Source organism: Pseudomonas sp. UTLPPB19802 (assembly GCF_059730225.1).
The window spans coordinates 4,296,796-4,319,125 of sequence record NZ_AP048545.1 but is presented as its reverse complement, the minus strand read 5'-3'; the positions used below and the strand labels follow the sequence as shown (position 1 = coordinate 4,319,125).

General features: G+C 60.2%; 20 protein-coding genes and 4 pseudogenes. 18 read left to right on the top strand and 6 right to left on the bottom strand.

Annotated features, from left to right (window positions below):
- Positions 1–30 precede the first annotated feature (30 nt).
- The 3 genes and pseudogenes from AC6I6U_RS19145 to AC6I6U_RS19135 form a co-directional block, all read left to right on the top strand.
- Complete coding sequence (locus AC6I6U_RS19145; protein ID WP_497877590.1) at positions 31–693, top strand: RraA family protein; 663 nt, start codon at positions 31–33, stop codon at positions 691–693.
- Position 694: 1 nt separating this feature from the next.
- A pseudogene (locus AC6I6U_RS19140) lies at positions 695–1,288 on the top strand (RraA family protein); the annotation flags it as partial.
- A 2-nt stretch (positions 1,289–1,290) separates the two neighbouring features.
- Positions 1,291–2,346: pseudogene (locus AC6I6U_RS19135) on the top strand (pyridoxal phosphate-dependent aminotransferase); the annotation flags it as partial.
- A gap of 16 nt (positions 2,347–2,362) precedes the next feature.
- Here AC6I6U_RS19135 and AC6I6U_RS19130 read toward each other — a convergent pair.
- Complete coding sequence (locus tag AC6I6U_RS19130) at positions 2,363–3,589, bottom strand: cyclic di-GMP phosphodiesterase (RefSeq protein WP_497877589.1); 1,227 nt, start codon at positions 3,587–3,589, stop codon at positions 2,363–2,365.
- 305 nt (positions 3,590–3,894) lie between these two features.
- On the opposite strand from AC6I6U_RS19130, the gene AC6I6U_RS19125 reads away from it, so the two are divergent.
- Together AC6I6U_RS19125 and AC6I6U_RS19120 are read left to right on the top strand one after the other, a co-directional pair.
- Complete coding sequence (locus AC6I6U_RS19125) at positions 3,895–4,785, top strand: DMT family transporter (RefSeq protein ID WP_497877588.1); 891 nt, start codon at positions 3,895–3,897, stop codon at positions 4,783–4,785.
- Between the two features lie 215 nt (positions 4,786–5,000).
- A pseudogene (locus AC6I6U_RS19120) lies at positions 5,001–5,138 on the top strand (DUF6021 family protein); the annotation flags it as partial.
- Between the two features lie 62 nt (positions 5,139–5,200).
- On the opposite strand, the gene AC6I6U_RS19115 reads toward AC6I6U_RS19120, so the two are convergent.
- Positions 5,201–5,701: a DUF4142 domain-containing protein gene (locus AC6I6U_RS19115; protein ID WP_497877587.1), complete on the bottom strand. Its 501-nt coding sequence runs from the start codon at positions 5,699–5,701 to the stop codon at positions 5,201–5,203.
- 190 nt (positions 5,702–5,891) lie between these two features.
- On the opposite strand from AC6I6U_RS19115, the gene AC6I6U_RS19110 reads away from it, so the two are divergent.
- From AC6I6U_RS19110 to AC6I6U_RS19095, 4 genes are all read left to right on the top strand, one after another.
- Positions 5,892–6,029, top strand: coding sequence for a PSPA7_2676 family Cys-rich small protein (locus AC6I6U_RS19110; protein WP_497877586.1), 138 nt, complete (start codon positions 5,892–5,894; stop codon positions 6,027–6,029).
- Between the two features lie 133 nt (positions 6,030–6,162).
- A complete protein-coding gene (locus AC6I6U_RS19105; protein WP_497877585.1) occupies positions 6,163–6,624 on the top strand; it encodes a phosphotransferase system, HPr-related protein in 462 nt (153 codons plus the stop codon).
- Positions 6,621–6,809: a metallothionein gene (locus AC6I6U_RS19100; protein ID WP_497877584.1), complete on the top strand. Its 189-nt coding sequence runs from the start codon at positions 6,621–6,623 to the stop codon at positions 6,807–6,809. Before AC6I6U_RS19105 ends, AC6I6U_RS19100 begins: the two co-directional genes overlap by 4 nt.
- A gap of 153 nt (positions 6,810–6,962) precedes the next feature.
- Complete coding sequence (locus tag AC6I6U_RS19095; RefSeq protein ID WP_497877583.1) at positions 6,963–7,250, top strand: hypothetical protein; 288 nt, start codon at positions 6,963–6,965, stop codon at positions 7,248–7,250.
- A 29-nt stretch (positions 7,251–7,279) separates the two neighbouring features.
- Here AC6I6U_RS19095 and acuI read toward each other — a convergent pair whose 3' ends face one another.
- Together acuI and acuR are read right to left on the bottom strand one after the other, a co-directional pair.
- Positions 7,280–8,263, bottom strand: a complete 984-nt coding sequence (acuI, locus tag AC6I6U_RS19090) for an acrylyl-CoA reductase (NADPH) (protein ID WP_497877582.1) — start codon at positions 8,261–8,263, stop codon at positions 7,280–7,282.
- 47 nt (positions 8,264–8,310) lie between these two features.
- Complete coding sequence (gene acuR, locus AC6I6U_RS19085) at positions 8,311–8,943, bottom strand: acrylate utilization transcriptional regulator AcuR (RefSeq protein ID WP_497877581.1); 633 nt, start codon at positions 8,941–8,943, stop codon at positions 8,311–8,313.
- Positions 8,944–9,539: 596 nt separating this feature from the next.
- On the opposite strand from acuR, the gene AC6I6U_RS19080 reads away from it, so the two are divergent.
- Positions 9,540–9,842: a fructose-bisphosphate aldolase gene (locus AC6I6U_RS19080; RefSeq protein ID WP_497877580.1), complete on the top strand. Its 303-nt coding sequence runs from the start codon at positions 9,540–9,542 to the stop codon at positions 9,840–9,842.
- Between the two features lie 116 nt (positions 9,843–9,958).
- On the opposite strand, the gene AC6I6U_RS19075 is transcribed toward AC6I6U_RS19080, so the two are convergent.
- Positions 9,959–10,834 (bottom strand): hypothetical protein, encoded by an 876-nt coding sequence (locus tag AC6I6U_RS19075; protein WP_497877579.1) that lies wholly within the window; start codon positions 10,832–10,834, stop codon positions 9,959–9,961.
- A gap of 172 nt (positions 10,835–11,006) precedes the next feature.
- Positions 11,007–11,785: pseudogene (locus AC6I6U_RS19070) on the bottom strand (helix-turn-helix transcriptional regulator).
- A gap of 195 nt (positions 11,786–11,980) precedes the next feature.
- Here AC6I6U_RS19070 and AC6I6U_RS19065 point away from each other — a divergent pair.
- The 8 genes from AC6I6U_RS19065 (at position 11,981) to AC6I6U_RS19030 (ending at position 22,218) form a co-directional block, all read left to right on the top strand.
- The gene (locus AC6I6U_RS19065) at positions 11,981–13,345 is read left to right on the top strand and encodes an APC family permease (RefSeq protein ID WP_497877578.1); all 1,365 of its coding nucleotides are present in this window, start codon (positions 11,981–11,983) and stop codon (positions 13,343–13,345) included.
- Positions 13,346–13,357: 12 nt separating this feature from the next.
- On the top strand, positions 13,358–14,461 hold the full coding sequence (locus tag AC6I6U_RS19060) for a DmpA family aminopeptidase (RefSeq protein WP_497877577.1): 1,104 nt from the start codon (positions 13,358–13,360) through the stop codon (positions 14,459–14,461).
- Between the two features lie 627 nt (positions 14,462–15,088).
- Positions 15,089–17,656 carry a glycosyltransferase gene (locus AC6I6U_RS19055; protein WP_497877576.1) on the top strand — a complete coding sequence of 856 codons (2,568 nt, stop codon included), beginning with the start codon at positions 15,089–15,091 and terminating at the stop codon, positions 17,654–17,656.
- Positions 17,656–19,095, top strand: a complete 1,440-nt coding sequence (locus AC6I6U_RS19050; RefSeq protein WP_497877575.1) for a radical SAM protein — start codon at positions 17,656–17,658, stop codon at positions 19,093–19,095. Before AC6I6U_RS19055 ends, AC6I6U_RS19050 begins: the two co-directional genes overlap by 1 nt.
- An 11-nt stretch (positions 19,096–19,106) precedes the next feature.
- Positions 19,107–19,913 carry a hypothetical protein gene (locus AC6I6U_RS19045; RefSeq protein WP_497877574.1) on the top strand — a complete coding sequence of 269 codons (807 nt, stop codon included), beginning with the start codon at positions 19,107–19,109 and terminating at the stop codon, positions 19,911–19,913.
- Positions 19,913–21,097, top strand: coding sequence for an MFS transporter (locus tag AC6I6U_RS19040; protein WP_497877573.1), 1,185 nt, complete (start codon positions 19,913–19,915; stop codon positions 21,095–21,097). The genes AC6I6U_RS19045 and AC6I6U_RS19040 overlap by 1 nt, the downstream gene beginning before the upstream one ends.
- Before the next feature lie 33 nt (positions 21,098–21,130).
- The gene (locus tag AC6I6U_RS19035) at positions 21,131–21,928 is read left to right on the top strand and encodes a hypothetical protein (protein ID WP_497877572.1); all 798 of its coding nucleotides are present in this window, start codon (positions 21,131–21,133) and stop codon (positions 21,926–21,928) included.
- Between the two features lie 134 nt (positions 21,929–22,062).
- Positions 22,063–22,218 carry a hypothetical protein gene (locus AC6I6U_RS19030; RefSeq protein WP_497877571.1) on the top strand — a complete coding sequence of 52 codons (156 nt, stop codon included), beginning with the start codon at positions 22,063–22,065 and terminating at the stop codon, positions 22,216–22,218.
- Positions 22,219–22,330 lie beyond the last annotated feature (112 nt).

Below are 22,330 nucleotides of genomic sequence, written 5' to 3'. Positions count from 1 at the left end.
CACGTCTCCCTGACAAGAGGTCTGCAACCGATGAGCCTGAAAGCCCCGCTTGAGCGCCTGGCGGCCCTGGACACCAACACGGTTTCCGATGCGCTGGATTTCCTCGACCTGCCTGGCGCCACCAATGGCCTGCGACCGCTGTGGAACTGCCCGAAGATCGTCGGGCGAGCCAGCACCGTCCAGCTCGGTCCGAAGCAGGATGCGGCGCCTACCGTCCACCTGATCACCCCCGTGGTCGAGCAGGTCACCAGCGATGACCGGGTGCTGGTGATCGCCGGTGGCGTCGACGGCATCTCCAGCTGGGGCGACATCCTGGCCAACGCCGCCCGGCGCAAGGGCATTCGTGGTTCGGTCATCGACGGCTTCAGCCGCGACATCCGTGGCAGCGCCGACATCGGCTACCCGGTGTTCGGCCGTGGCGTCACCATGATCAGCGCACGTAACCGCCTCATCCAGCTCAACGCCGCCGTCAAGGTGCGCATGGCTGGCGTGGAGGTGGATGAGGGCGACTACGTGATCGCCGACGAGTGCGGCACGGTATTCATCGCGGCAGCGGCCATCGACCAGGTGCTGGACCTGGCCGAGCGGATCGACCGGCGCCAGGCCGGCATGGTCGAGGCGGTGCGCGCCGGGCGCTCCGTGGAGGAAGTGATGCACGACAGTCAATTCGAAGCCATCAAGGTGGAGCGCTGATATGAGCCTGTCCGATAAGGAACTCGTTGCCCTGTTCGAAGGCCTGGATACCCCAGGCGTCTCCGATGCCCTGGACAAGCTTGGCCTGCCGGGCCAGGCCTTTGGCATTGCGCCGCTGGCCAATTACAGCCAAGTGGTGGTCGGCCCGGCCTTTACCGTGCAGTACGTTAGTGCCAGCACCCCGCCCGGCACCGTTGGCGACTTCATCGATGACGTGGCGCCGGGGGACGTGGTGGTTATCGCCAACGACGGTCGCATCGACTGCACCGTCTGGGGCGACATCATGACCCAGTACGCCCTGGCCCGTGGTATCGCCGGCACGGTTATCGACGGTGTTTGCCGCGACGTGAACAAGGCACTCGGCGAGGGCTACCCGCTGTTCAGCAAGGGCCGCTTCATGCGCACCGGCAAGGACCGCGTGCAGGTGCTCTCGGTCAACCAGCCGGTTTCGCTCGGGCAGGCCCGCGTGTGTGCCCGGGACATCGTTGTCGCCGACGCCAATGGCGTGGTCATCGTGCCCCGTGAGCGCGCCCGTGAAGTCGCCGAGACAGCCCGTCGTATCGAACATGTCGAAGCGCAGATCCGCGAACAGATATTCGGGCTGCGGCGATCAATGCGATCCAGCTGGGCCATACCCGCTATACCCAGGTGGCGGGCCTGCGCGCGCTGCGCGAGGCGATCGCGCGCAAGTTCCGGCGCGAAAACGACCTGGACGTCGGCTGGCAGGACACCCTGGTGTGCAGCGGCGGCAAGCAGGTGATCTACAACGCCTTGGCCGCCACCCTCAACGAGGGTGACGAGGTGGTGATTCCGGCGCCGTACTGGGTCAGCTACCCGGAAATGGTCCAGCTGTGCGGTGGCGAGTCGCGGATTGTCGCCTGTGGCGCCGAGTCCGGCTTCAAGCTGACCGCCCAGGCGCTGGCCGAGGCAATCGGACCCAAAACCCGCTGGCTGATCCTCAATTCACCGTCGAACCCGACCGGCGCGGTGTACGATCGCGGCGAACTCCAGGCCCTGGCCGGAGTGCTGCTGGCCCATCCCCAGGTACTGGTCCTCGCGGACGATATCTACGAGCACCTGATCTTCGACGGTCGTGAGTTCCTCACGCTGGCCCAGGTCGAGCCACGGCTGGCCGCGCGTACGCTGACCATGAACGGCGTATCCAAGGCCTACGCCATGACTGGCTGGCGCATCGGTTTCGCCACAGGCCCGCGCTGGCTGCTGGAGGCGATGGAAAAGCTACAGGGCCAGCAGACTTACGGTGCCTGCTCGATTTCCCAGCACGCGGCGATTGCCGCGTTGGACGGGCCGAAGGACTTCATTAGCCATAGCCGTGAAGTGTTCCAGCGTCGCCGGGACTTCATGGTAGAGCTGCTGAACCAGGCACCGGGCATTCGTTGCGAGGTCCCAGGGGGAGCCTTCTATGCGTTTGCCGATTGCTCGGGGCTGATCGGCCAGCGTTCGCCTGCGGGCCATGAACTGGTCGATGACGAGGCGGTAGCCCTGGCGCTGCTGGAGGAGTCCAACGTGGCCGTGGTGCAGGGCAGTGCCTTTGGCCTGCCGGGGTATCTGCGCATTGCCTATGCCCTGGATGACGAGTCGCTGCGGACGGCGTGCGCGGCGATACGCAGCTTTGGTGAAGGTGCGCGTTGAGCCCGCTGCGGGGCAGTCACGCTGACAGTGTGCCTTTCCACAAGTCATCGATATTGCGAAATCCCCAGCTTTCCGGGGATTCACGCCCGACGATCCGCTCTGCACCGACCAACTTGGCCAGGTCGACCACTTTGGGCAGGATTGGCGTGCGCCCCTTGGTCATGAAGAACACCTTGACCTTGGGTGTCAGCAGCGACCGCTCGTGCTGTTCCATCACCACCCCCAGTGCGCCGCTGGCAAGCCGGACCAGCGAGCCCACCGGGTAGATGCCCACCGTACGGACAAAGGCCTGGAAGACATTTTCATCAAAGTGCCCTTGCCACTCGGCCATCTTGTGGATCGACTCGGCAGGGCCCCAACCCTTTTTGTAGGGACGGTCCGAGGTGATCGCATCGTAGACATCACAGACCGCGCCCATGCGGGCAAACAGGCTGATCTGCTCGCCACACAGCCTGGAGGGATAGCCCGAGCCATCGACCTTTTCATGGTGATGCAGGCAGACATCCACGGCCAGCGCGCTGACATGCTGGCTGAACACCAGGATCTGGCCGCCGGCCCGTGGGTGCTGGCGTACCAGCTCGAATTCCGCGTCGTCGAGCTTCCCGGGCTTGTTGAGGATGGTGTCCGATACGGTGGCCTTGCCAATGTCGTGCAGCAGGCCGGCAATGCCCGCTTCATGCACCAGATCCTCGGAAAGTCCGAGCTGCCGGGCGAGGGCGATCATCAGGGCGCACACGGCGACGGAATGCAGGTAGGTGTATTCGTCGGCGGTCTTCAGCCGCGCCAGGCTGATCAGGGCGTTGGGATGTCGGTGAATCGAGCTGGCGATATCATCGACCAGTGTATCGACGCCTTCGAGCTCGATCACCGCGCCCATCCGCGCATGATTGAACATCTCCAGCACGGCAGCCTTTGAGCGCATGCAGATCTTGAACGCCGAGGCCAGCTCGTCCTCCATGCTCGAGCGGATGACGGTGGTCTTCTCGGTAATGCCCCCGAGGCGCTCATCCGCCTTTTGCCCAACCTCCTCGGGGGACAGGCTGGCCGTGCCAAGTGGCACGTCGAGCCCCTTGCTGGTGTCGATCCAGACCTGGGTGACGGAGGAAACCAGGATCTGCTTGAGATCCTGCTCGCTATCGAGCAGGAAGCGCCCCCTCAGGAACGGATGATTCAGCCAGGAACCGCATAATTCCTTGATGTACATGCCAACGCAAAGATCGGTTGTTCTTATACATTTCAACATGGCAGGCAGCCTTTTCAAGGTGAAAACTCAAGTCCTTGATTGGATGTGCCTTCCCTTGGCCGCCATTATTTGGCCATCACGACTCATTGTTTGTGCCATTTGCTGTCGATAGTCAAGGGGCACGTGCAATCGAACCACTCGATGCTTGCCGAAGTGATGGCGCGGGGAGACGAAGATGTGTCGCAAACGACAAGCAGGTCAGGAGCGGGAGTGATAGCCTGCAAGCTCAGACGTGACGGGCATTCAGGCAGACCGCCTGCTTTCGCCGAACGACACGGATTTCGAACGCAACGTCGAGGACACTCATGTCGCAGACCCTGGCCCGTGTGCAACCCCGTGCGGACTCCCATGCCAAGGGCATTGCCTATTGCATCCTCGCCATGCTGGTGTTCGCCGCCCAGGATGCGATCACCAAGACCCTGGTAAAGGACTACGCCGTCGCGCAGTTCGTCATGATCCGTTATTGGGTATTCGCGGTTTTTGCCGTCATGTATGTCAAATCCCGCGGTGGGCTGAAGCCGGCCTTCAAGACGCAGCATCCGTTTCTGCAGTTGTTGCGTTCAACGCTATCGATCGTCGAAATCGGCGTGTTTGCCCTGGGCCTGAAGTACCTCGGCCTGGCGGAAAGCCATGCCCTGTTCGCGGTATTTCCCCTGGTGACGCTGGTACTGGGCGGTTTGTTCTTTGCCGAGCGCGTGACGCGCAAGCAATGGTTGGCCGCAGTGGTCGGTTTTCTCGGCACGCTGATCATCCTGCGCCCTGGCCTCGGTGTATTCGATCTGGCTGCAACCATTCCGCTGAGCGCGGCGTTGATGTTTGCCGTGTACAACCTGATGACCCGCCATATCAGCCGCCAGGACAGCTTCAATACCAACATGTTGTACATGGCGCTGGTCGGGGCAGGGCTTTCGACGGTCGTCGGAGTACCGAGCTGGAAGCCCGTGGCACCCGGTGACTGGCCGTTGATGTTGACCTTGTCGGTGACCGGGGTGTTCGCCCATCTGCTGCTGGTCAAGGCGCTGGAGTATGCGCCGGCGACGACGTTGCAGCCCTTCAACTACAGCCTGCTGGTGTTTGCGATCATCATCGGGTTCGTGGTGTTCGGTTCGGCGCCGGACCTGTATACCTTGCTGGGCGCGGCGCTGGTGGTGGCGGCGGGGTGGTATGCGTTCAAACGGGGAACGTCGGCGGGTTGATGTTCCAGCTGCTGGTGGAAATGATTCTGAACACTTCGACAGAGGCAACAGTCTACCCGTGCACAACACCGCAAAGGTAGGCGTGGAAAATGAAGAAAGCTACTGAGGCACCGTCGAAAACCCAGGGTGAGCAGGAACGCGACAACGATGCCCATCGTCCGGATGGCTCGACCGGCACCGCTCACGATTCGACCGCACAGAAAACGGCACGGGGCCAGGGCCCGCACTCGTCCGAACAGGCCAATGCCAAGCATGACCTCGGGTTCGACCCCGACTCGCCGGATCTCGAAGACCCGCAAGTGGATCCCCAGGGGCCGGCGATAGCGCCCAGGGACAACGAAAAAAACAGGTAGGCAGGATGGTCCCGGGGGCCGGTTGGCGCCCCCGGACTCAGCTTATCGACAGGCAGCGACTGTCACTTGTCGTGAGTGGCCTTCAGCGCCTTGGCCTGCTCCAGATGGTGTTCAAGCGTCGGCAGGGTTTCGCTGGCGAAAGCCTTCAGCTCGGCCTTGTCCGAAGAAGCCGCTTCCTTCTTGAACAGCTCCACGGCCTTTTCATGGGCATTGACCTGGTTCTCGACATAGGACTTGTCGAAGGACTCATCACGCCATTCCAGGATCATTTTCTTGACCTTGTCGGTCAGCGCCGCCTCATCCGGCACCTTGATATCCAGCTTGTGGGCGATCTCGCCCAGCTTCTGGTTGGCCTTGGTGTGATCGCTGACCATCTTTTCAGCGAACTGCTTGATGTCGGCGCTGTGGCTCTTTTCCTGGGCCAGCTTGCCGATCACCACTTCAGAGATGCCCGCTTCGGTGGCGGCATCGACGAAATCGTTGGAGGTGGCTGCCTGCACCTGCAGCGAAGCCAGGCCCAGCATCAACGACAAACCTGCGTACTTGAAGAATGGATTGCTCATCTTTCACTCCTTGTTATCGGTGGTGCGACCTCTGTGTCGCGAAGGGTGGACCCAGGGCGTTGACAAAAGGTTTAGTTTTTTTGCATGCGCAGCCGACCAGGGCCACAAGTCACAATTAAATAAAACCTTCGCGGCACGGGTGGGTCAGTCTTTGTAAGGGCCCTATTTCCAAGGGCCAGGGAGGTGTCAGATGAAACTCATCTGTCTGTTGTCGGGCTGCCACTGGCGCAGCCTGCTGATCGGTGAAATCGCCGGGCTCAAATGCGAATGCTGTGAACGCTGTGGCGCGTTGCGCTACAGCCAGTCCGGTCAGCCGATCAACGTGTAGGGACGCGCTATCACGTAAAAACTCTGAATTATCCGGGCGGCAGGCCGGTCCACCGATTGAAACCCAATGCCGCCCCTGTGGAAGCTGGCTTGCCAGCGAACCGCCAAGGCGGCCATGCAAACGGAGAACCCTCATGCCGACACCCGAGAACCCAAGAACCCCGGTCGAAATCGACGACACCGAAGACCGCATGGGCAGCGTCCATGAACTGGACTTCAGCGAACGTCGCGATGAACGCCAAGGCCGTGTTGGCGATGAACGCCCGGCGCGGGAAGTGGCGGAAGACTACCCGTCCCGCCGCGTGGCCGAGAGTGGCATGACCGGCGGCGAAGTGCTGAGTGACAGCCTCCACGAAGACAACGTCACCCTCGATGACCTGAGCCCCGACACACTGTTCGACGAAACCGGCGCGCGTGACCCGGATGAGCCCGGCAACGGGGGAGGCCCGGCCGACAGGCGTCTGCGCCGCGTCGATGCCGACGAGATTGGCGGTGGTATTGGCCTGGACGAGGCCGAACTGGCCCGCTCGGCACCGCTCGATGGCGAGCCATGGACCGACGATGTGGTACCGGAAAAGGGGAGAGAGCCTAAATGAACGAACAACGCTGCGCCTGTCATCATTGCTCCTGCACTGTAGGCGCCAACGCGGTGATCCGCGATGGCAAGCGTTATTGCTGCGAAGCCTGCGCAAGCGGACACCACCATGGCGAACCGTGCTGCCAGGGCTCCTGCCAATGTGGTCTCGCAGACTCATCCACGCGTGATTCGATGTCGCCTTGAGGTCGGGCAGGCGCCCACCTGCCGGGCAGGCGTTTGCCGGTGGTATTGACTCTGACAGGAGTCATCGAGACCCAGTCGACCCACCCGCAAACAGTTGTCCCGGTTCTGCCTGGTCGCAGAACGGGGCAACGCCCGACCTCATCGGAGTCACCCATGACTTATTACCCCCTTAGCCCCACCAGCACCGATCGCCACATCCTGTTCATCAATACGCAGGCCTCATTGCTGGATTTGCACGCTTACGGCAGCGAACGGCTGCGGGCCGGACGGGACATGATCGACAGTCTGTCCTGCCTGAACCTGAGCAAGATCGACGACGAGGACCTGACGCACTTCATCCAGGGCGCGGCGCTGCTGTTGCGCGATGGCTACGACATCTGGAAGGTGATTGAAATGCGCGCGAGGGAAGCGGAAAGAGAGGCACCCTCGTTGCAGCCTTGACCGACCGAGGGCGCCTGTCGTGCAGGTGCCTACCGATTCACATCGACAATCAGGCGGCCGCGAATTTTTCCGGCAATCAGATCAGCGGCAGCGGGTAGCGCTTCCTCCAGGCCAATGTCCTGGGTAATCAGCGACAGCGCCTCCAGGTCCAGCTCGTTGCCCAGCCGCTCCCAGGCCTCGACCCGCCGCTCATAGGGCTGCGTCACACTGTTGATGCCCAGCAGGCTCACACCGCGCAGAATGAACGGCGCAACCGTGGCAGGAAAATCCATGCCCTGGGCCAGCCCGCAAGCCGCCACCAGCCCCTCGGATCGGGTGCCCGCACAGGCATTGACCAGCGTATGACTGCCCACCGAATCAACTACCGCCGCCCACTTCTCCTTGGCCAATGGCCTACCCGGAGCGGACAGCTCGGCCCGATCGATAATCGTCGTGGCTCCCAGGCTCTTGAGATAAGCCTCTTCACTGGCCTTGCCCGTCGCCGCGATGACCGTATAGCCACGACGTGCCAGCAGGCTGACCGCGAAACTCCCCACGCCCCCCGTGGCGCCTGTCACCAGCACCGGCCCGTCGGACGGTTTCAAGCCATGACGTTCCAGCGCCATCAGGCAAAGCATCGCGGTGTAGCCGGCCGTACCGATGGCCATCGATTGGCGTTCGGTCAGTTGCCTGGGGTGGGGGATAAGCCAGTCGCCATTCAGGCTGGCTTTTTGCGCCAGGCCACCCCAGTGACCTTCACCCACGCCCCAGCCGTTGAGCAGCACCCGGTCGCCCGTTTGGTAGCGCGGGTCGCTGCTGGTTTCCACGGTGCCGGCCAGATCGATGCCCGGTACCATGGGAAAACTGCGCACCACCGGGCTCTTGCCAGTGATGGCGAGGCCATCCTTGTAGTTCAGCGTGCTGTACGCCACCTGCACCGTGACGTTGCCGGCCGGAAGCTGGCTGTCCTCCAGGTCGGCGAGTCGGGCGGTGTAATTGTCATCCTGCTTGTCGACCACAATGGCTTTGAACATGACCTAACCTCTTTTAGACCGATCGTATTTAAATCACCCAAGAAAGATCATCGGGTGATGCCTGCGAGAAAACCCTGGAAAAAGATGTCGAGAGGGCGCACCTGCTGAGCGAGACGGGCACGCAGCACGGCGCCTTCCCAGCCGACCCAGAAGAATGCAGCCAGCGCCTGGCAGTCGTGCCCGACGCCCACCTCACCTTGCTGTGCAGCTTCCTCCAGGCACGCTGCCAGGCGCTGTTCCCAGTCGAGCAGCGTCTGTTCAAGCTGCTGGCGAAAGCTGTCTGGCAGCATCAGCACTTCCTGCCCCAGGTTGCCGACCAGGCAGCCGCGGCGGAACTGGTACTTGGCCATGCCGACCTTGGCCTCATCGACGAACCGGGCCAGCCGGCCCAGCGGCGACAGGTTCTGGTCGAGGAAGCAGCGATCGAGCTTGCGCGCGAAGTACTCCGCATAGCGCTCCAGCACGGCCCGGCCGAAGGCTTCCTTGCTGTCGAAGTAGTGGTAGAAGGACCCCTTGGGCACCTGGATCCGCTTCAGCACCGTGTCGATGCCGGTGGCGGCGAAACCCTGTTCGGTGAGGGTTTCCATGCCGCAACGCAACAACAGCTCCAGCGTGTCGCTGTGCTCACGGGCGATCTTTGGTGGCCGGCCTCGGCGGGCGGTGGGCTTTGGAAGTGTCATGGAGGTAATTTAGACTGATCGTCTCTAATGTCAACGACTGTATTTCACCTTTGGATCTGCATACCAATCCCATAGGTGTTTCAAGTCAGGTAGCACGATAAGCTGCCCGAGGCTCAGGTGTTTCACGCCGCTCCGTAGAAAAATGTGTCCACGACTGTTCTGGGCAAACTGGCGCGATTAATCAGTCATGTAGGAAACGGAATAGTCTTCAAAAGGTCATTTTACGCGGTTGTCAGCGATTGTGGGCTTGAGAACCGAGTCACGGGGAATGACCTACTTTCCAATCGGAAAAATCGCCAGGCCCACGCTGTCTTTGGTGAATTGTTCCGGATGGATGAGACCGTTCATGCTCGGTCCTATTCTTCGGCTGATCCCGAGGAGCCGGGTTTCGCAGCCCTGAGCAAATTATGGAGTCAAGCACCATCAAGCATTTGCTGGCATCCTATGTGCCTAGCACCGTTTATGGTGGCTGTGTGGGGGAGATCTCCGGATCTGCCGTGTTTCCATATGCTCGGTCTGCGAACCCGCACACAGCCGCCACCCATTCGTTTCGCAGCGAACAGGCGGCTCAGTTTCATACATATGGAGTTTTGACTATGAATACCGAGCATGCCCCTAGACGCTTTATCCCGATGGACAGTGTTTCCACTCAGTTCCCCGTTCTCTATATTGACAGCAATGCACCGCTGGTCGATCTGCATGCGTGCGTCGCTGAGCGGATGCGTGCGGTCAATAAGTTGATGACGCTTTTCACCTGTAGTCGATTGAGCGATAGCGATCCGCGAGATTTGGGCAATATCGCGGCGATTTCAAGATTGCTCTTGCAGGATGCAAATGATGTGTTTGATGTGATCGAAAGCCGAGGCCTGGAGGCGAAGCGTAGGGCGTCGCCTTCGTAAGTCTATGCCTAGGGAGGCTGGCGTAAGAAAGCCCTGAATCGGATCAGGGCTTTCGGGATATGTTCTGCCTATCTCGCTGCCCCCCTACATCCCCCAACCAGCTAAGGTAGCAACCCTTAATGAAAGCGCTCTATCACACCTGACATTATCGTTTTCACAGACGGTATGTCCTCTATCACGATATTTTGTGGCTCAGTGGACTGCAAACGAACACCAATAACGACATGTTTGTCTTGTTCCTCGCGAGCAAAAGCAATGAAGCCATTTTCCAGCGGGTGAATATACTCAGCGGTGTGTCCCCCTGGATAGTTCGGAGTGATATGAAAATCGCTCCGTAGCGCAATAATTTTCGTTACTGCCTTGAATGCAGGGCTGAAATTATTGGTGAGATAGCTGTAGCTAAACGCAAGTAGTATACTACTGATCAATGCACCTATGCTGTGGAAAATAATTATATTCCGTGAGGCTCTCTGGGTGGTTTTATAGCCGAACAACGACAATATCGGCGTCATATTTTTCCAAACGGTATCGAGCAGAAGGCCTGCCAAGGCAACGATCAGCATCAATAGTGCAACCCCAAAAAGGATAACCGCCACGACACCTAGTAGTGATGGGATATAAAATAGCAGCGCGAGAAAACCGACCGTTAGGTCAAAACTCTGCGGTGGCAGTCCGAGCGACTCGGCAACGGCGAAACGCGCGCATGCTGTCGAAACCAGCAGCGCAAGCAGATGTAGTATGATAATGGGGACTTTAGAGAGCGGTTGATCCCAAACAGTATGCAACCAGCGGGCGATGGGAAAGCACCACGCAACGAAACCACAAATTATAAATGCAGATGCAACCGTAGTCCCAGCTGTTAATGCAGGCGGTCCGGCATGTGAATAAGCTGTGAGCCCAATAAGGTATGTGAGTATCGAGGCAAGATAGAAGCGGTAAGAGACAGAGGTTTGCAGGTACTTGGTTATAAGCTTTGCTAGTAAGGCTTTCATTAATGCTCCCTGAGTTCTAATCCAGTTTCGCTGTTTGCGTCCGGATTTATGGACTAGCCGTATCAGCTCATTTAGAACAAACGGCCCAGCTGAGATCATCATTTGCTGCTGTTTTCTATGTTAATTGTTAAGCCACCTCCGCATGGTGACAAGTCTCAGGTGAGGCTACAGTTCAAGGACCCTGCAACTCCACAAACCCCAACTCCCGGATAAACAACGAAAACAGCTCCGGCTGCGAAGAAATATCCAGCTTCGCGTACAAATGCCGCCGGTGCGCCTTGATTGTCTCCGGTGAGATCCCCAGTCGCTGCGCCATGGCTTTCGACGAATACCCCGCAGAATCAGCCGGGCGATTTCCAGCTCCCGCTCCGATAACACCCCCTGGCCAAACTTCGCCAACGCATCACCCGCCGGAGGCTGCACTGGCAAGGAGATGCCGATGCGGGTCCAGTTCTGGTTCAGCAGGGCCAGCACCCAGCCACTGACCAGGCTCAGTTTCCCCAGCTCCGCCGAATCGAACGCCCGGCGCATCCCCAGGGATAGCGACAACACCCCATCCGGCAGTTGCAACAGGTATTGGACTTCATCCACCAGCACATGGTCCTGGAAGTAGTTCAGGTAATAATCCGCTTGCCAGAAGTGGTCCGGCGCAACTTCTTCCAAATGGTAGAAACCGCTGGCCAGGCCTTCGCGAGCCGCCTGGTAGAAGGGGTCCAGCAGGTACAAGCCATCCAGATACAGCTCACCCGCCGCGGGTGCCGGCGCCGCGTCGTATTCCTCCAGCACATGGGGCGCGCCCTGGGACGGAAAGTGAATTGCCAACGCATTGTCGAACGGTACCCAATGGCGCAGCACCAATATCAGCTGCCGCCAGAAGCGCGGGCTGCCGATCTGCTCGATCGCGCGGGCCAACGCGGTGTGGCTGGCGACTTCATTGAAGAGAATGTCCACGGTTGCATCCTTGAAACAGGTAGGGCATTGGCGCCCGATTTGCAGTGGCTGTCAAACGGGGGTACCCCTTAGGGGGAATTGTCCAACCTGGAGTACCTGCCTAGATTTCAAACCCATCAAGCGAGCCAACGAGCCCGCAACCGATCGAATCCTGGTTCTGCCTCCTAACACCTACAACAACGTGAGGATGAACATATGACGTCCAGTAATGCACCATCCCCTGAGCTCAAGCCGACGCTGAGCGTTCCCGATGTGGTCGCCATCACCGTTTCCTCGGTGACGCCGGCCAGTTCCGTCTTCGTCATTGCGCCCTTTGCCATTGCCCAGGCCGGCACCGGCGTGATCTGGGCGTTCATCCTGGGCGGCGTATTGGCGCTGATGTTTGCCCTTTGCTACGCCGAACTGGGTCGGGCACACAGTGCCGCCGGTGGCGAATACGTGTTCGCCAAGCGAGTATTTGGCGGCCTGGCCGGCTATGCGACGTTTCTCACCGTGCTGGCGATGCTGCTGTTCATTCCGCCAGTGCTGGCCACGGGCGCGGCGACCTACCTCAACGCGGCACTGGGTACACAGTTCGATGGGCAGGTCGTCGCGCTGGTGATTGTGGCCCTGAGTTATCTGCTCGGCATTCTCAATATAAAGCTCAATGCCTGGGTCACCGGCAGTTGCCTGTTCCTGGAAGTGGCGGCACTGATGGTCATCGTGGTGTTGGGCTTCGGGCATGCGCAGCAACCGGTCAGCAGCCTGCTGAGCCCGGTCATGCTCGACAAGGGCGTGTTGCACGCGGCGCCCTGGGCGCTGGTGATCGGTGCCGTGGGTACCGCGCTGTTCTCCTTCAATGGCTATGGCGGCGCGGTGTTGCTTGCCGAGGACATGAAGTGTGCAGGGCGCGGCATTCCCAAGGCGGTGCTGTGGTCGCTGGTGCTGGTGGTGGCCATCGAAGTGATTCCCCTGATTGCGCTGCTGGTGGGGGCGCCGTCGCTTGAGGCGATGCTGGCCAGTCCCGACCCCATTGGCTACCTGCTGACGGCCCATGGCAACGAAACGCTGTCCCGGCTGGTGAGCGCGGGGATTTTCCTGTCGGTGTTCAACGCGATCATTGCCCTGGTGATCCAGATCGGCCGGGTGATCTACAGCAGCGGACGTGATGAGTTGTGGATGCCGAGCCTGAACCGCGCCTTCACCCGTATCCATCCCAAGTGGGACTCGCCCTGTCTGGCCACGCTGTTCCTGGCGATCCCCTCGGCGGCCTTGACCTTCAGTTCCAACCTGTCGGAACTCACCTCGTTCACCGTATTGCTGATTCTTTGCGTGTACCTGGTGGTCGGCCTGTGCGCGTTGTTCAGCCGGGTGCTGCGTCGTGATCGGGAACACCCCTACCGGATGCCGCTGTGGCCGCTGCCAGCGATCGCTGCGGTGATAGGGGCCGGGTATCTGCTGGTGGCCTTGCTGGGTACCGCTTCGTCCCGAGACATCTTTATTATCCTGGGCATCCTGCTGGCGTCCCTGGTGCTCTATGGCACCTACGGCAAGCTGAGTCCGGCTTTCCAGAAACTTTGAGCGAGAGAAACGATGCGAGCACGCGACTTTGGTATCACCCTGGGCCTTGGAAAGCCGGGCCCTCTCAACGCAATCACCGATGTACCCGGCGTAAGGGTTGGCCATGCCACGCTGGACAAGGTTCATGACGGCAAACCCGTGCGAACCGGTGTCAGCGTCATCGAACCTCGCGCCGGCGCCGCGCGGTATGAGCCCTGTTTCGCCGGCTGCCATGTGCTGAACGGCAATGGTGATGCAACAGGCCTGGAATGGATTCGGGAGGCAGGCCTGCTGACGACGCCCATTGCAACCACCAACACCCACAGCGTCGGTGTGGTGCGTGATGCGCTGATCGCCCATGAGCATGCGACCCTGGCGGACTCGTCGACCTACTGGTGCATGCCGGTGGTGATGGAAACCTACGATGGCGTGCTGAACGATATCTGGGGCCAGCATGTGAATGCCGAGCTGGTTCACCAGGCTCTCGCGGCGGCCAGTGCCGGGCCGGTGACCGAGGGCGCCGTGGGTGGCGGCACCGGCATGATCTGCCACGAGTTCAAGGGCGGGATCGGTAGCGCTTCACGGGAACTGCCGGTGGAGCAGGGCGGCTGGACCGTGGGTGCCTTTGTCCAGGCCAATCACGGCCGACGTCGGGAACTGCGGGTGGATGGTTATCCCGTAGGGCGGGTATTGGTGGATTTGCCGTCGCCTTTCGTGAAGCAGGATACGCCGGGGATGGGCTCGATCGTGGTGGTATTGGCCACCGATGCGCCATTGCTGCCGCATCAATGCCAGCGCCTGGCCCAGCGGGCATCGCTGGGTATCGCGCGCACGGGCGGTGGTACCGATGATTCCAGTGGCGATATTTTCCTGGCGTTCTCGACGGGGAATACCGGATTGGCGCCGGCGGACTACAACCGTCGCGACCTGCCGAGGACGGCCCAGGTGGACATGGTCAACAACGATCACATCTCACCGTTGTTCGCGGCGGCGGCCGAGGCGGTCGAGGAGGCCATTATCAATGCGCTGCTGGCAGGCCGTTCGATGCGGGCAGCAGATGGGCGCGAGGTGCCGGCGCTGCAGGGCACGAACCTGATTGAGGCGCTGCAGACCGTGGGGTGGCAAGCGGGTCGTTAAAGCCACCTTGGAATCTCTGCGGTTGGAGCCATCCTGGCCCCTGGATTTTCGGATCCAGGGGCTTTTTTGTGCCTGGTTACTGGCAATTTAATATTAACTTTCAGGACTTTCTTGGTTTTCCCCGACAAAACAAACAAATCAAAAAAATGTCTGTAGGACGGTTGCTTTGACTCGTACAGACGAGTATGTTCTTTACGAAATGTTACTCAGCGCCACCCACAAGATTTTCAAAACAAGATCCTGAACAGGGAAGGGGAAAGAGCATGAGCCACCATCACTCGAAGACCGACTGCCCACCTGCATTTCCCCGTTGCTTGTCACCCTGAGCCATCCGCGCCACCTACCATTGACTGGACAAGTTGATAGCTGATCAATTGCCAAGGGAGAAGTGCGCCTAAAACATTGTCTGAACTGAAGCGGGTCGCCGATTCGACAATCGTCGGAATGATCACGCAGCGTTTTATCGCCCTGAATTATAAAAAACTGGTCATTTTAGTCCGTGAAGATCAATGCATTCTTATTGGTTCGAGAGGTATTGTCATGCCTGCTGGAGCGATATTCATATCATTCGATGCTGTTGCAGTATCAGGTATAACCGTCGAAGCGTTGAAGTTGGCGAAGCATCTCTTGAACAAGGGAGTTACTTCGTATCTGGACCTGGGTTATGAAATAAAGGTAGATAAGGGCAACTTCAACAAGCCTTATGACCACGAGAAAGACATCTATCGAGAGCTTTTTAGCCTGGTGCGGGTTGAACGTATCGACAGTGTGCCTCACTACAACGTGGACTTTATCGAGCATTCCCACAATGTCCTGATCGCACAGAAGACCCAGGTCTCGCCGCAAGAGCAGCAGCGCTTGCTCAAGGCCATCGATGAGTCGGCCCAGGCCTTGTCCCTGCGGATTGTCCAGTTGTGGGAGCAACTCGATATTCGCCATGTGATCGTGGAAAACGCCACGCTGCCGGAGAACATCATCTACACCCAGGCGCTGTACCTGGCCATCGAGCGCTACGGGCACCAGCATGGCCTGGGACACTTTGTGATCTGGCGCGACCACGACCTGATGTGGAGCAGCGAAAAGACCGTGATGAAGTACGGTCCCGAGCCTTATCCCCATGCGGTCAAGCCGACCCCTTCGCCCCATATCACCTATGTCACGCTCAACAACGACCTGAAGAACAAGCTTGAACACTGGTGCGATCACCAGGTGCAGGTCCAGGTGCGCAGGAACACCTATGACTTCAGTGGCCAAGGCCGCGAGGGCAATCTCAAGGAAAACCTGGATATCCGCGACAGCGACCTTCTGATCGCCCGCACCACACGGATCATTCCGCAAAAACGCCAGGACCGTGATATCCACCTGGTGCAGCGACTGAACCAGCGCTTCGTCGAGGACGGCAGTCGGCGGCGGGTGTACCTGGCGCTGGCGGGCGATCCCGGAGAGCATCCGGACTACTTCGCCCAGTTGAACCAGTTGGCCCGCGAACTTGAGGTCGAAACCTATATCAAGTTCGTGGGGGCACTGTCCCACGATTATATGCCGTCGAATGAAAGAACCCTCACCGTCGAGGATCTTTATCACGCCTGTGACCTGGTGTCGTTCCTCACCTCCTGGGGTTACGACAGTTATGGCAATCCGGTGGGAGAGGCTATCAGTAGTCAGCGTTGTTATATAGCCAGCAACTATGAGTACTACCACGAGGTATATGGCCAGCATGGTTTCGAGGCGCCGATCATGGCGATCTCTGAAGAGCACGATGGTTTGCCTGACGATAATTTTATCGAAGAAGTCTACCGACTGTTGAACGACAAGGCGCTGAGGGAGCAGGTGGCCCAACATAACTTTTCCATCGGCCGGCGGGTACTCTCCAACAATGTCATGGATATGCTTGACCTGAATGCTTCTGGAGGAACTATGCGTGATACTGTTTTTGTCTCGGTGGTGCTGCCACTTTATAATGAAAGCGATCGAATCGATGTCGTGCTCGAGTCGTTGTTCAACCAGAAGACCCAGGGCGAACTGATTACCCACGGAAGTTATGAACTGATTATCGTCGACAATAACTCGACCGATGACTCGGTGGAAAAGATCAACCGTTTCAAGGAACACAATCCGTCCCTGGATATCCATGTGATCCAGGAACGTATCCAGGGTGTTTCTTCGGCCCGCAAGCGCGGCATGGACTACGCCTCGTTGCGCTCGAAAGAGCGGGATATCCGCCTGGGGGTCAGCAACCGACACTATATTGCTTCCGCCGACGCCGACTGCACCGTCGATCCGTACTGGCTACACGCGCTGATTGAAAAGATGATCGCCGAACAAGGCGACCTGGGCACCTGCAACTATTACTACAACGAAGCGCATTTCAGCCGGCGGCCGAACCTGTACAAGGAAATCCGGAAGACCCTGCGCTGCCGCGAAATGTCCTTCTCGCTGTTCGGTGGTTTCCCGGATGGCAAGGGTTTCGCCGTCGAACGCGGCCTCTACGACCGGGTCGGTGGCATCGAAATCTTCTACCAGTTGGACAAGGGCCGTTTCGTCGAGCATCTCTCCGATGACTGGGACTTCGGCATCCGGGTGATCGCCTGGGGCGGCAAGCCGGTGTATGCCCACGAATCGCGGATCGAGATCAACAGCCGGCGGGTCGACACCATTCTCGACGAGGTGATCACCGGCAATGCCTACGGCCAGGACGGCATCATTATCATGAAGGACGTGCGGCCGGAGGTCGAAAAGCAGACGCCAACGCTGCGCGACACCACGACTGCAGAGTCGGTGCAGGTCTGGGAGTACTCGATCAAGGACTACGTGCCGAAGAACATCGTGCTGCCGGCATTGCTCAATCCCCAGATACTGCTGGAGAGCCCGGCGGTACGGGCATTCTTCGGCGAGCCGGTGGCGGACCGCCTGTACCAGCGCATCCACGAGATCAAGCAGCAGTCGCGGGTGATCGACTTCAAGCCGATCCACGCCTACAAGACCCCGTCCTATCGCCTGTATTTCGAGTTCCGCGAGGAAATCTTCAGCGCCCTGCGCCGCGCCGTCGGCGACGATATCGGCTACCCGCCGCCATTGCCGGCCTGCTTCGACCAGGTCCAGCCCGAGGATTTCGAGCGTTTCGTCTACTACTTCGCCGAAGACCGCGAGTCCGGTGAAGCTCATAACTACTTTGCCAACGGGGGGGTGTTCTGATGAACGGCGAAGCCCTGCACTCACTGAACGATATCGACCCGAACTACCCGGTACCGCGGGTCCATGAGTTCCTCGCGCACCCGGACAACAGCGCCATGCTGGACTACGTGTTCAACGACCCGTTCGGCTGCCATGTGTTTCCCGGCGACATTGCCGGTTATCCCTTGCCATCGTTCTTCGAGAACATGGACCGGGAAATCCGCGAGGCCAAACAGATCCACCTGTGGTCCTACATCCCCACCTGTCGCTACCGCTGCCATTTCTGCCAATACCCGACGGTGATCCTCAACCCCAAGGCGGCCTCGTCCCAGGTCGTGTTCCGCGATGTGGTGGACTACAACATCAAGGAAGCCACGATGTGGCTGGAGAAGGTGCCGAGCCTGGCCCAGGCCGAGGTCGGCGAGTTCAATATCTTCGGCGGTACGCCATCGCTGTTGCCGGAGCTGGAACTGCGCCGATTGATGGCTTTCTACCGCAGCCACTTCAATTTCTCGGCCGCGACCCTGCGCTTCGAGGGCGAGCCGGGCACCCTGGACAAGACCTACCTGTCGCTGCTCAAGGAGCTGGGCTTCACCAAGATCAGTTTCGGCGCGCAATCCTTCGACGACCGGATCATTTCCGCCTGCGGGCGCATGCACTCGGCCGAGGAATGCGTGGACACCATTCTCCATGCCCGTTCCATCGGCCTGGAGTGGGTCAGTGTCGACCTGATCTACGGCATGCTCGGCCAGAGCGTCGACGATGTGAAGTACGACCTGGAGAAGTCCCTGGAGCTGGAACTGTCCCATGTGGTGATCAGCAAGCTGCACATGGAGGAGTTCATGAAGACCCGCACCGGGGTCTCCGGCGAGAAGCAGAGCCATTGGCAGCGCAAGGGCCTGATCAGCATGAATGACATGACCTTTCCCGGCCTGGGCAAGCAGTACCAGATGCGCGAGCTGGTGGAGCAGTACCTGGCGCCAAGCTATCGCGAGCACCCGACCATGTACTTCCACCAGAACGATCTGCCGGCGGAGAAATGGAAGGGCCTGATCACCGATCTCGGCACCCAGTATCCCGAAGTGGCGATCGGCCTGGGCGGCAGTTCCAAATGCACGCGCGCCGAAGCGATCAATATCACCGGCTACGCCAAGTACAAGCAGGCGCTGGACGAAGACCGCCTGCCAATTGATGAAAGCCGTGGTATGTCGCCGCTGCAGCGGGAGGTGAACGCCTTCAAGATGGCCCTTTCGACCCTGGTGCCCGTGGACGACCAGGTGTTTCGCCAGCGTTTCGACGGGCGCAGCTACCACGACAACCCGATCATCCGCCAGACCCTCCTGAGCCTGGTGGCCAAGGCGCTGGTCAGCGTCGATGGCGACCTGGTCCGGCTGACGCCCAATGGCGTGACCCTGGTGGAAGCCATCATCAACACCCAGTTCATCATCCCCGAGGCTTGAGGAGCGCATCCATGCCAGAACACAACAGCCGATCCAAACCGGTGTTCAGCCTGCACTACGTCGCCATCGATACCGAGGCCGGGGTAACGCCGGAGCAGTTTGAAACGTTCGTGCGCGAAAAGGGCGTGCACCTTCCCTGTTATCCGGGTTGGAGCTGGACCCTGCTGCGCGGGCTGCGGGGCGAGCGGGTAGGGCAGTACCTGATGCTGTTCGAGATCGCCAGTGCCGAGCAGCGTGATTTGTATATCGGTGCCGATGGCAACAAGACCGGGCTGGCTCGCCAGTTCTGGCATGACAATCCGCAGGCGCTGGATATTCTCGGCGAATGGAAGCGCTACGGCACCTATGCCGAGCTGCCGACGCTCTATACCGACTACCGGTTGCTGGCCGAGAACCGCAAGAGCACGGTGCTGCCGGGTCCACGTTACCAGGAGCGAGCAGGGCAGGCGCCAATCGCCCGGGTGATCGGTATCCATAACCTGGCGCTGCGGGCAGATGTGCAGGCGCAGACGTTCGAGACCTTCATCGCCGAGAACCACCAGCGCATCGAGGATTACCCGGACTGGAAGTTCCACCTGCTCAAGGGCGAACGCGGCAATCGCCTGGACCAGTACGTGGTGATGATGGAGATCGCCAGCCTCGAAGCGCTGGATGTGTTCTACCCCGAGCCGGATATCGCCACCGACGAGGCGGCGAAATTCGCCCGGGCCCACCGCGACACCAAGCAGATGTACGAGGAGTGGAAGCGGCTGGCGTCGTTCTCCGGTTCGCCGCAGATCTACACCGACTACCTGTCGGTTGCGCAGAGCCTGGGCTGATGACGGTCCAAGTACTCGACTCGCGACTGACGGGAAATCTGCGCCAGCAGCAGGCTACCCGGCGGATTTTCTTTGTCGCCGGGCTGGGCATGGCCGCCTGGGCGCCGCTGATACCCTTCGTCAAGGGCCGGCTGGCGATCGGCGACGGCACCCTGGGCCTGCTGCTGTTCTGCATCGCCGCAGGGTCGATGCTGGTGATGCCCTTCACCGGCCGACTTATCGCCCGGTTCGGCTGCCGGGCCCTGATTCTCGGTTGCGCGACGCTGTTCTGCCTGGTGCTGCCGTTCATGCTGTACGCCAGCGCCACCCTCGAAGTCGCAGCGGCCTTGCTGCTGTTTGGCGCGGTCAACGGCCTGCTCGATGTGTCGATGAACGCCCAGGCGGTGATCGTCGAGCGCGATAGCGGCGAAGCCAGGATGTCCGGCTTCCATGGTTTCTACAGCATTGGCAGCGTGGCCGGCGCAGGCGGCGTCAGTCTGCTGCTCTGGGCCGGGCTGGAGCCGTTGCAGGCGATCCTGCTGGTGGTGGCGCTGATCGCCTGGCTGGCCCTGCAGGCCTCGGCGCATCTGCTCGGCCGCCAGCCCCAGGAGCCTGGTGCGTCCGGAGGACTGCTACGGGCGCTGCGCCAGCCGAGCCTGCTGTTTATCGCGCTGCTGTGCTTTTTCATCTTCATGATCGAAGGGGCGATGCTCGACTGGTCGGCAGTGTTCCTGCACAGCGAGCGGGGCATGGACAAAAGCCACGCCGGGTTCGGCTACACCTTGTACGCCGTGGCCGTGGCGCTATGCCGGCTGTACGGCGATCGCCTGGTGAATGCCGGTGGCCAGCGGCGCATGCTGATCGCCGGTGCCGGCTGCGCCGCCCTTGGCCTGTTGCTGATCGTCTCGATCGATCGGCCGGTGGTGGCACTGGGCGGTTTCGTCCTGGCGGGCATCGGCCTCTCCAATATCGTGCCGATCCTGTTCAGCACCGCGGGCAATCACCCGCGGGTGCCCTCGGACATGGCCCTGTCGGCCGTGACCCTGATCGGCTACAGCGGTCTGCTCGGTGGCCCGGCGCTTATCGGTTTTGTGGCGCGGCATGCCAGTCTGTCCACGGCTTTTGCCGCCGGAGTGGTGATCATGCTGCTGATGTGCGCCAGTGCCCGGTTTATCACGGGCCGGGACCCGAATGCTTCGCGCTAGACACCGTTTCTATTGTCCATCCATGGAGTCAACATGAGTCAAGAATCCGCTGCGGTATTCAGCCTGCACTACATTGGCCTAAACCTGAAAAAGGGCGTCACGGCCGAGGATTTCGAGGACTTCGTGCGCGAGCGCGGTGTCGCCATTCCGGCTTACCCTGGCTGGCGCTGGAGCCTGCTCAAGGGCCTGCGCGGCGAACGGAAGGATCAGTACCTGATGCTGTACGAGGCGCCCAGTGCCGAACAGTACGCCCACTACATCGACCGCAACGGCGACCAGACCGCCCATGCCCACGAATTCTGGCAGCAGCACGGCGAGGCGCTGGCGCTGATTGCCGAGTGGAAAACCTTCTCGACCTTCGCCGAGCTGCCGACGCTTTTTTCCACCTATTCGCTGCTGGCGCAGAACAACAACAGCTCCCTGGCCGAGGGCCCCAACTATCGCGTCGTGTCCGGCGAGAAGCCGGTGGCGCGGGTGGTGGGTATCCATAACCTGGCGCTGCGTTCCGGGGTGGCGGCGCAGACCTTCGAGGACTTCATCACCGGCAATATCCAGCGCATCGAAGACTATCCTGGCTGGAAGTTCCACATGCTCAAGGGGCAGGGGGGGAATCGCCTGGACCAGTACGCGGTGATGCTGGAAATCGAGAGCCTGGAATCACTGGATTCCTTCCATCCGGAACTGGACGTCTCGACGGAGAAGGCGGTGACCTTCGTGCGCGAGCATCAGGAGAGCGAGCGCATGTACGAGGAATGGCGGCAACTGGCGTCTTTCTCCGGCGCGCCGCAGGTCTATACCGACTACATCACCATTGCCGGGAATGGCGACTGAGTTTCCCGGAGCATCCACGCCGGCGCCAGGCGTGGATGCCGCCCGCGAGCGGCGCCGCAACTGTTCGGCGCCGGGTCGCACTCCGAAGCGTTTTCATGGTCAATGGAACACGCATCAGTTATCGGAGGTGAATCTTGGCAAGAAAGCAAAAGCCCGTGCTCGATCCTGTCGATTTGGCGAGGCTTTCTTCCAACCGCAAGGACGGGTTCTTTGCCACCATGGAAACGCTTGCCAAACCTTACCAGCCTGCCGATCTGCCGGGAAAAGTGCGCGCGGTGCTCGACGCCTAGTTGCGTTGGCGCAACGGCCCCTTGTGTCAGCGCCAAAAAAAAGCCCGCACTGAGTACGGGCAAAACAGGAGTGCCTACCTAGTCTGGAGTGAGCAGACTCAGTATTGAGAGG

Bases quoted from the DNA above. Each gene is read 5' to 3' on its own strand.
- AC6I6U_RS19080 (WP_497877580.1), top strand. From the start codon at position 9,540: ATGAATACCGAGCATGCCCCTAGACGCTTTATCCCGATGGACAGTGTT.
- AC6I6U_RS19145 (WP_497877590.1), top strand. From the start codon at position 31: ATGAGCCTGAAAGCCCCGCTTGAGCGCCTGGCGGCCCTGGACACCAAC.
- AC6I6U_RS19060 (WP_497877577.1), top strand. From the start codon at position 13,358: ATGCGAGCACGCGACTTTGGTATCACCCTGGGCCTTGGAAAGCCGGGC.
- AC6I6U_RS19105 (WP_497877585.1), top strand. From the start codon at position 6,163: ATGCCGACACCCGAGAACCCAAGAACCCCGGTCGAAATCGACGACACC.
- AC6I6U_RS19115 (WP_497877587.1), bottom strand. From the start codon at position 5,701: ATGAGCAATCCATTCTTCAAGTACGCAGGTTTGTCGTTGATGCTGGGC.
- acuI (WP_497877582.1), bottom strand. From the start codon at position 8,263: ATGTTCAAAGCCATTGTGGTCGACAAGCAGGATGACAATTACACCGCC.
- AC6I6U_RS19050 (WP_497877575.1), top strand. From the start codon at position 17,656: ATGAACGGCGAAGCCCTGCACTCACTGAACGATATCGACCCGAACTAC.
- AC6I6U_RS19065 (WP_497877578.1), top strand. From the start codon at position 11,981: ATGACGTCCAGTAATGCACCATCCCCTGAGCTCAAGCCGACGCTGAGC.
- AC6I6U_RS19045 (WP_497877574.1), top strand. From the start codon at position 19,107: ATGCCAGAACACAACAGCCGATCCAAACCGGTGTTCAGCCTGCACTAC.
- AC6I6U_RS19095 (WP_497877583.1), top strand. From the start codon at position 6,963: ATGACTTATTACCCCCTTAGCCCCACCAGCACCGATCGCCACATCCTG.
- AC6I6U_RS19075 (WP_497877579.1), bottom strand. From the start codon at position 10,834: ATGAAAGCCTTACTAGCAAAGCTTATAACCAAGTACCTGCAAACCTCT.
- AC6I6U_RS19035 (WP_497877572.1), top strand. From the start codon at position 21,131: ATGAGTCAAGAATCCGCTGCGGTATTCAGCCTGCACTACATTGGCCTA.
- AC6I6U_RS19100 (WP_497877584.1), top strand. From the start codon at position 6,621: ATGAACGAACAACGCTGCGCCTGTCATCATTGCTCCTGCACTGTAGGC.
- acuR (WP_497877581.1), bottom strand. From the start codon at position 8,943: ATGACACTTCCAAAGCCCACCGCCCGCCGAGGCCGGCCACCAAAGATC.
- AC6I6U_RS19110 (WP_497877586.1), top strand. From the start codon at position 5,892: ATGAAACTCATCTGTCTGTTGTCGGGCTGCCACTGGCGCAGCCTGCTG.
- AC6I6U_RS19040 (WP_497877573.1), top strand. From the start codon at position 19,913: ATGACGGTCCAAGTACTCGACTCGCGACTGACGGGAAATCTGCGCCAG.
- AC6I6U_RS19130 (WP_497877589.1), bottom strand. From the start codon at position 3,589: ATGTTGAAATGTATAAGAACAACCGATCTTTGCGTTGGCATGTACATC.
- AC6I6U_RS19125 (WP_497877588.1), top strand. From the start codon at position 3,895: ATGTCGCAGACCCTGGCCCGTGTGCAACCCCGTGCGGACTCCCATGCC.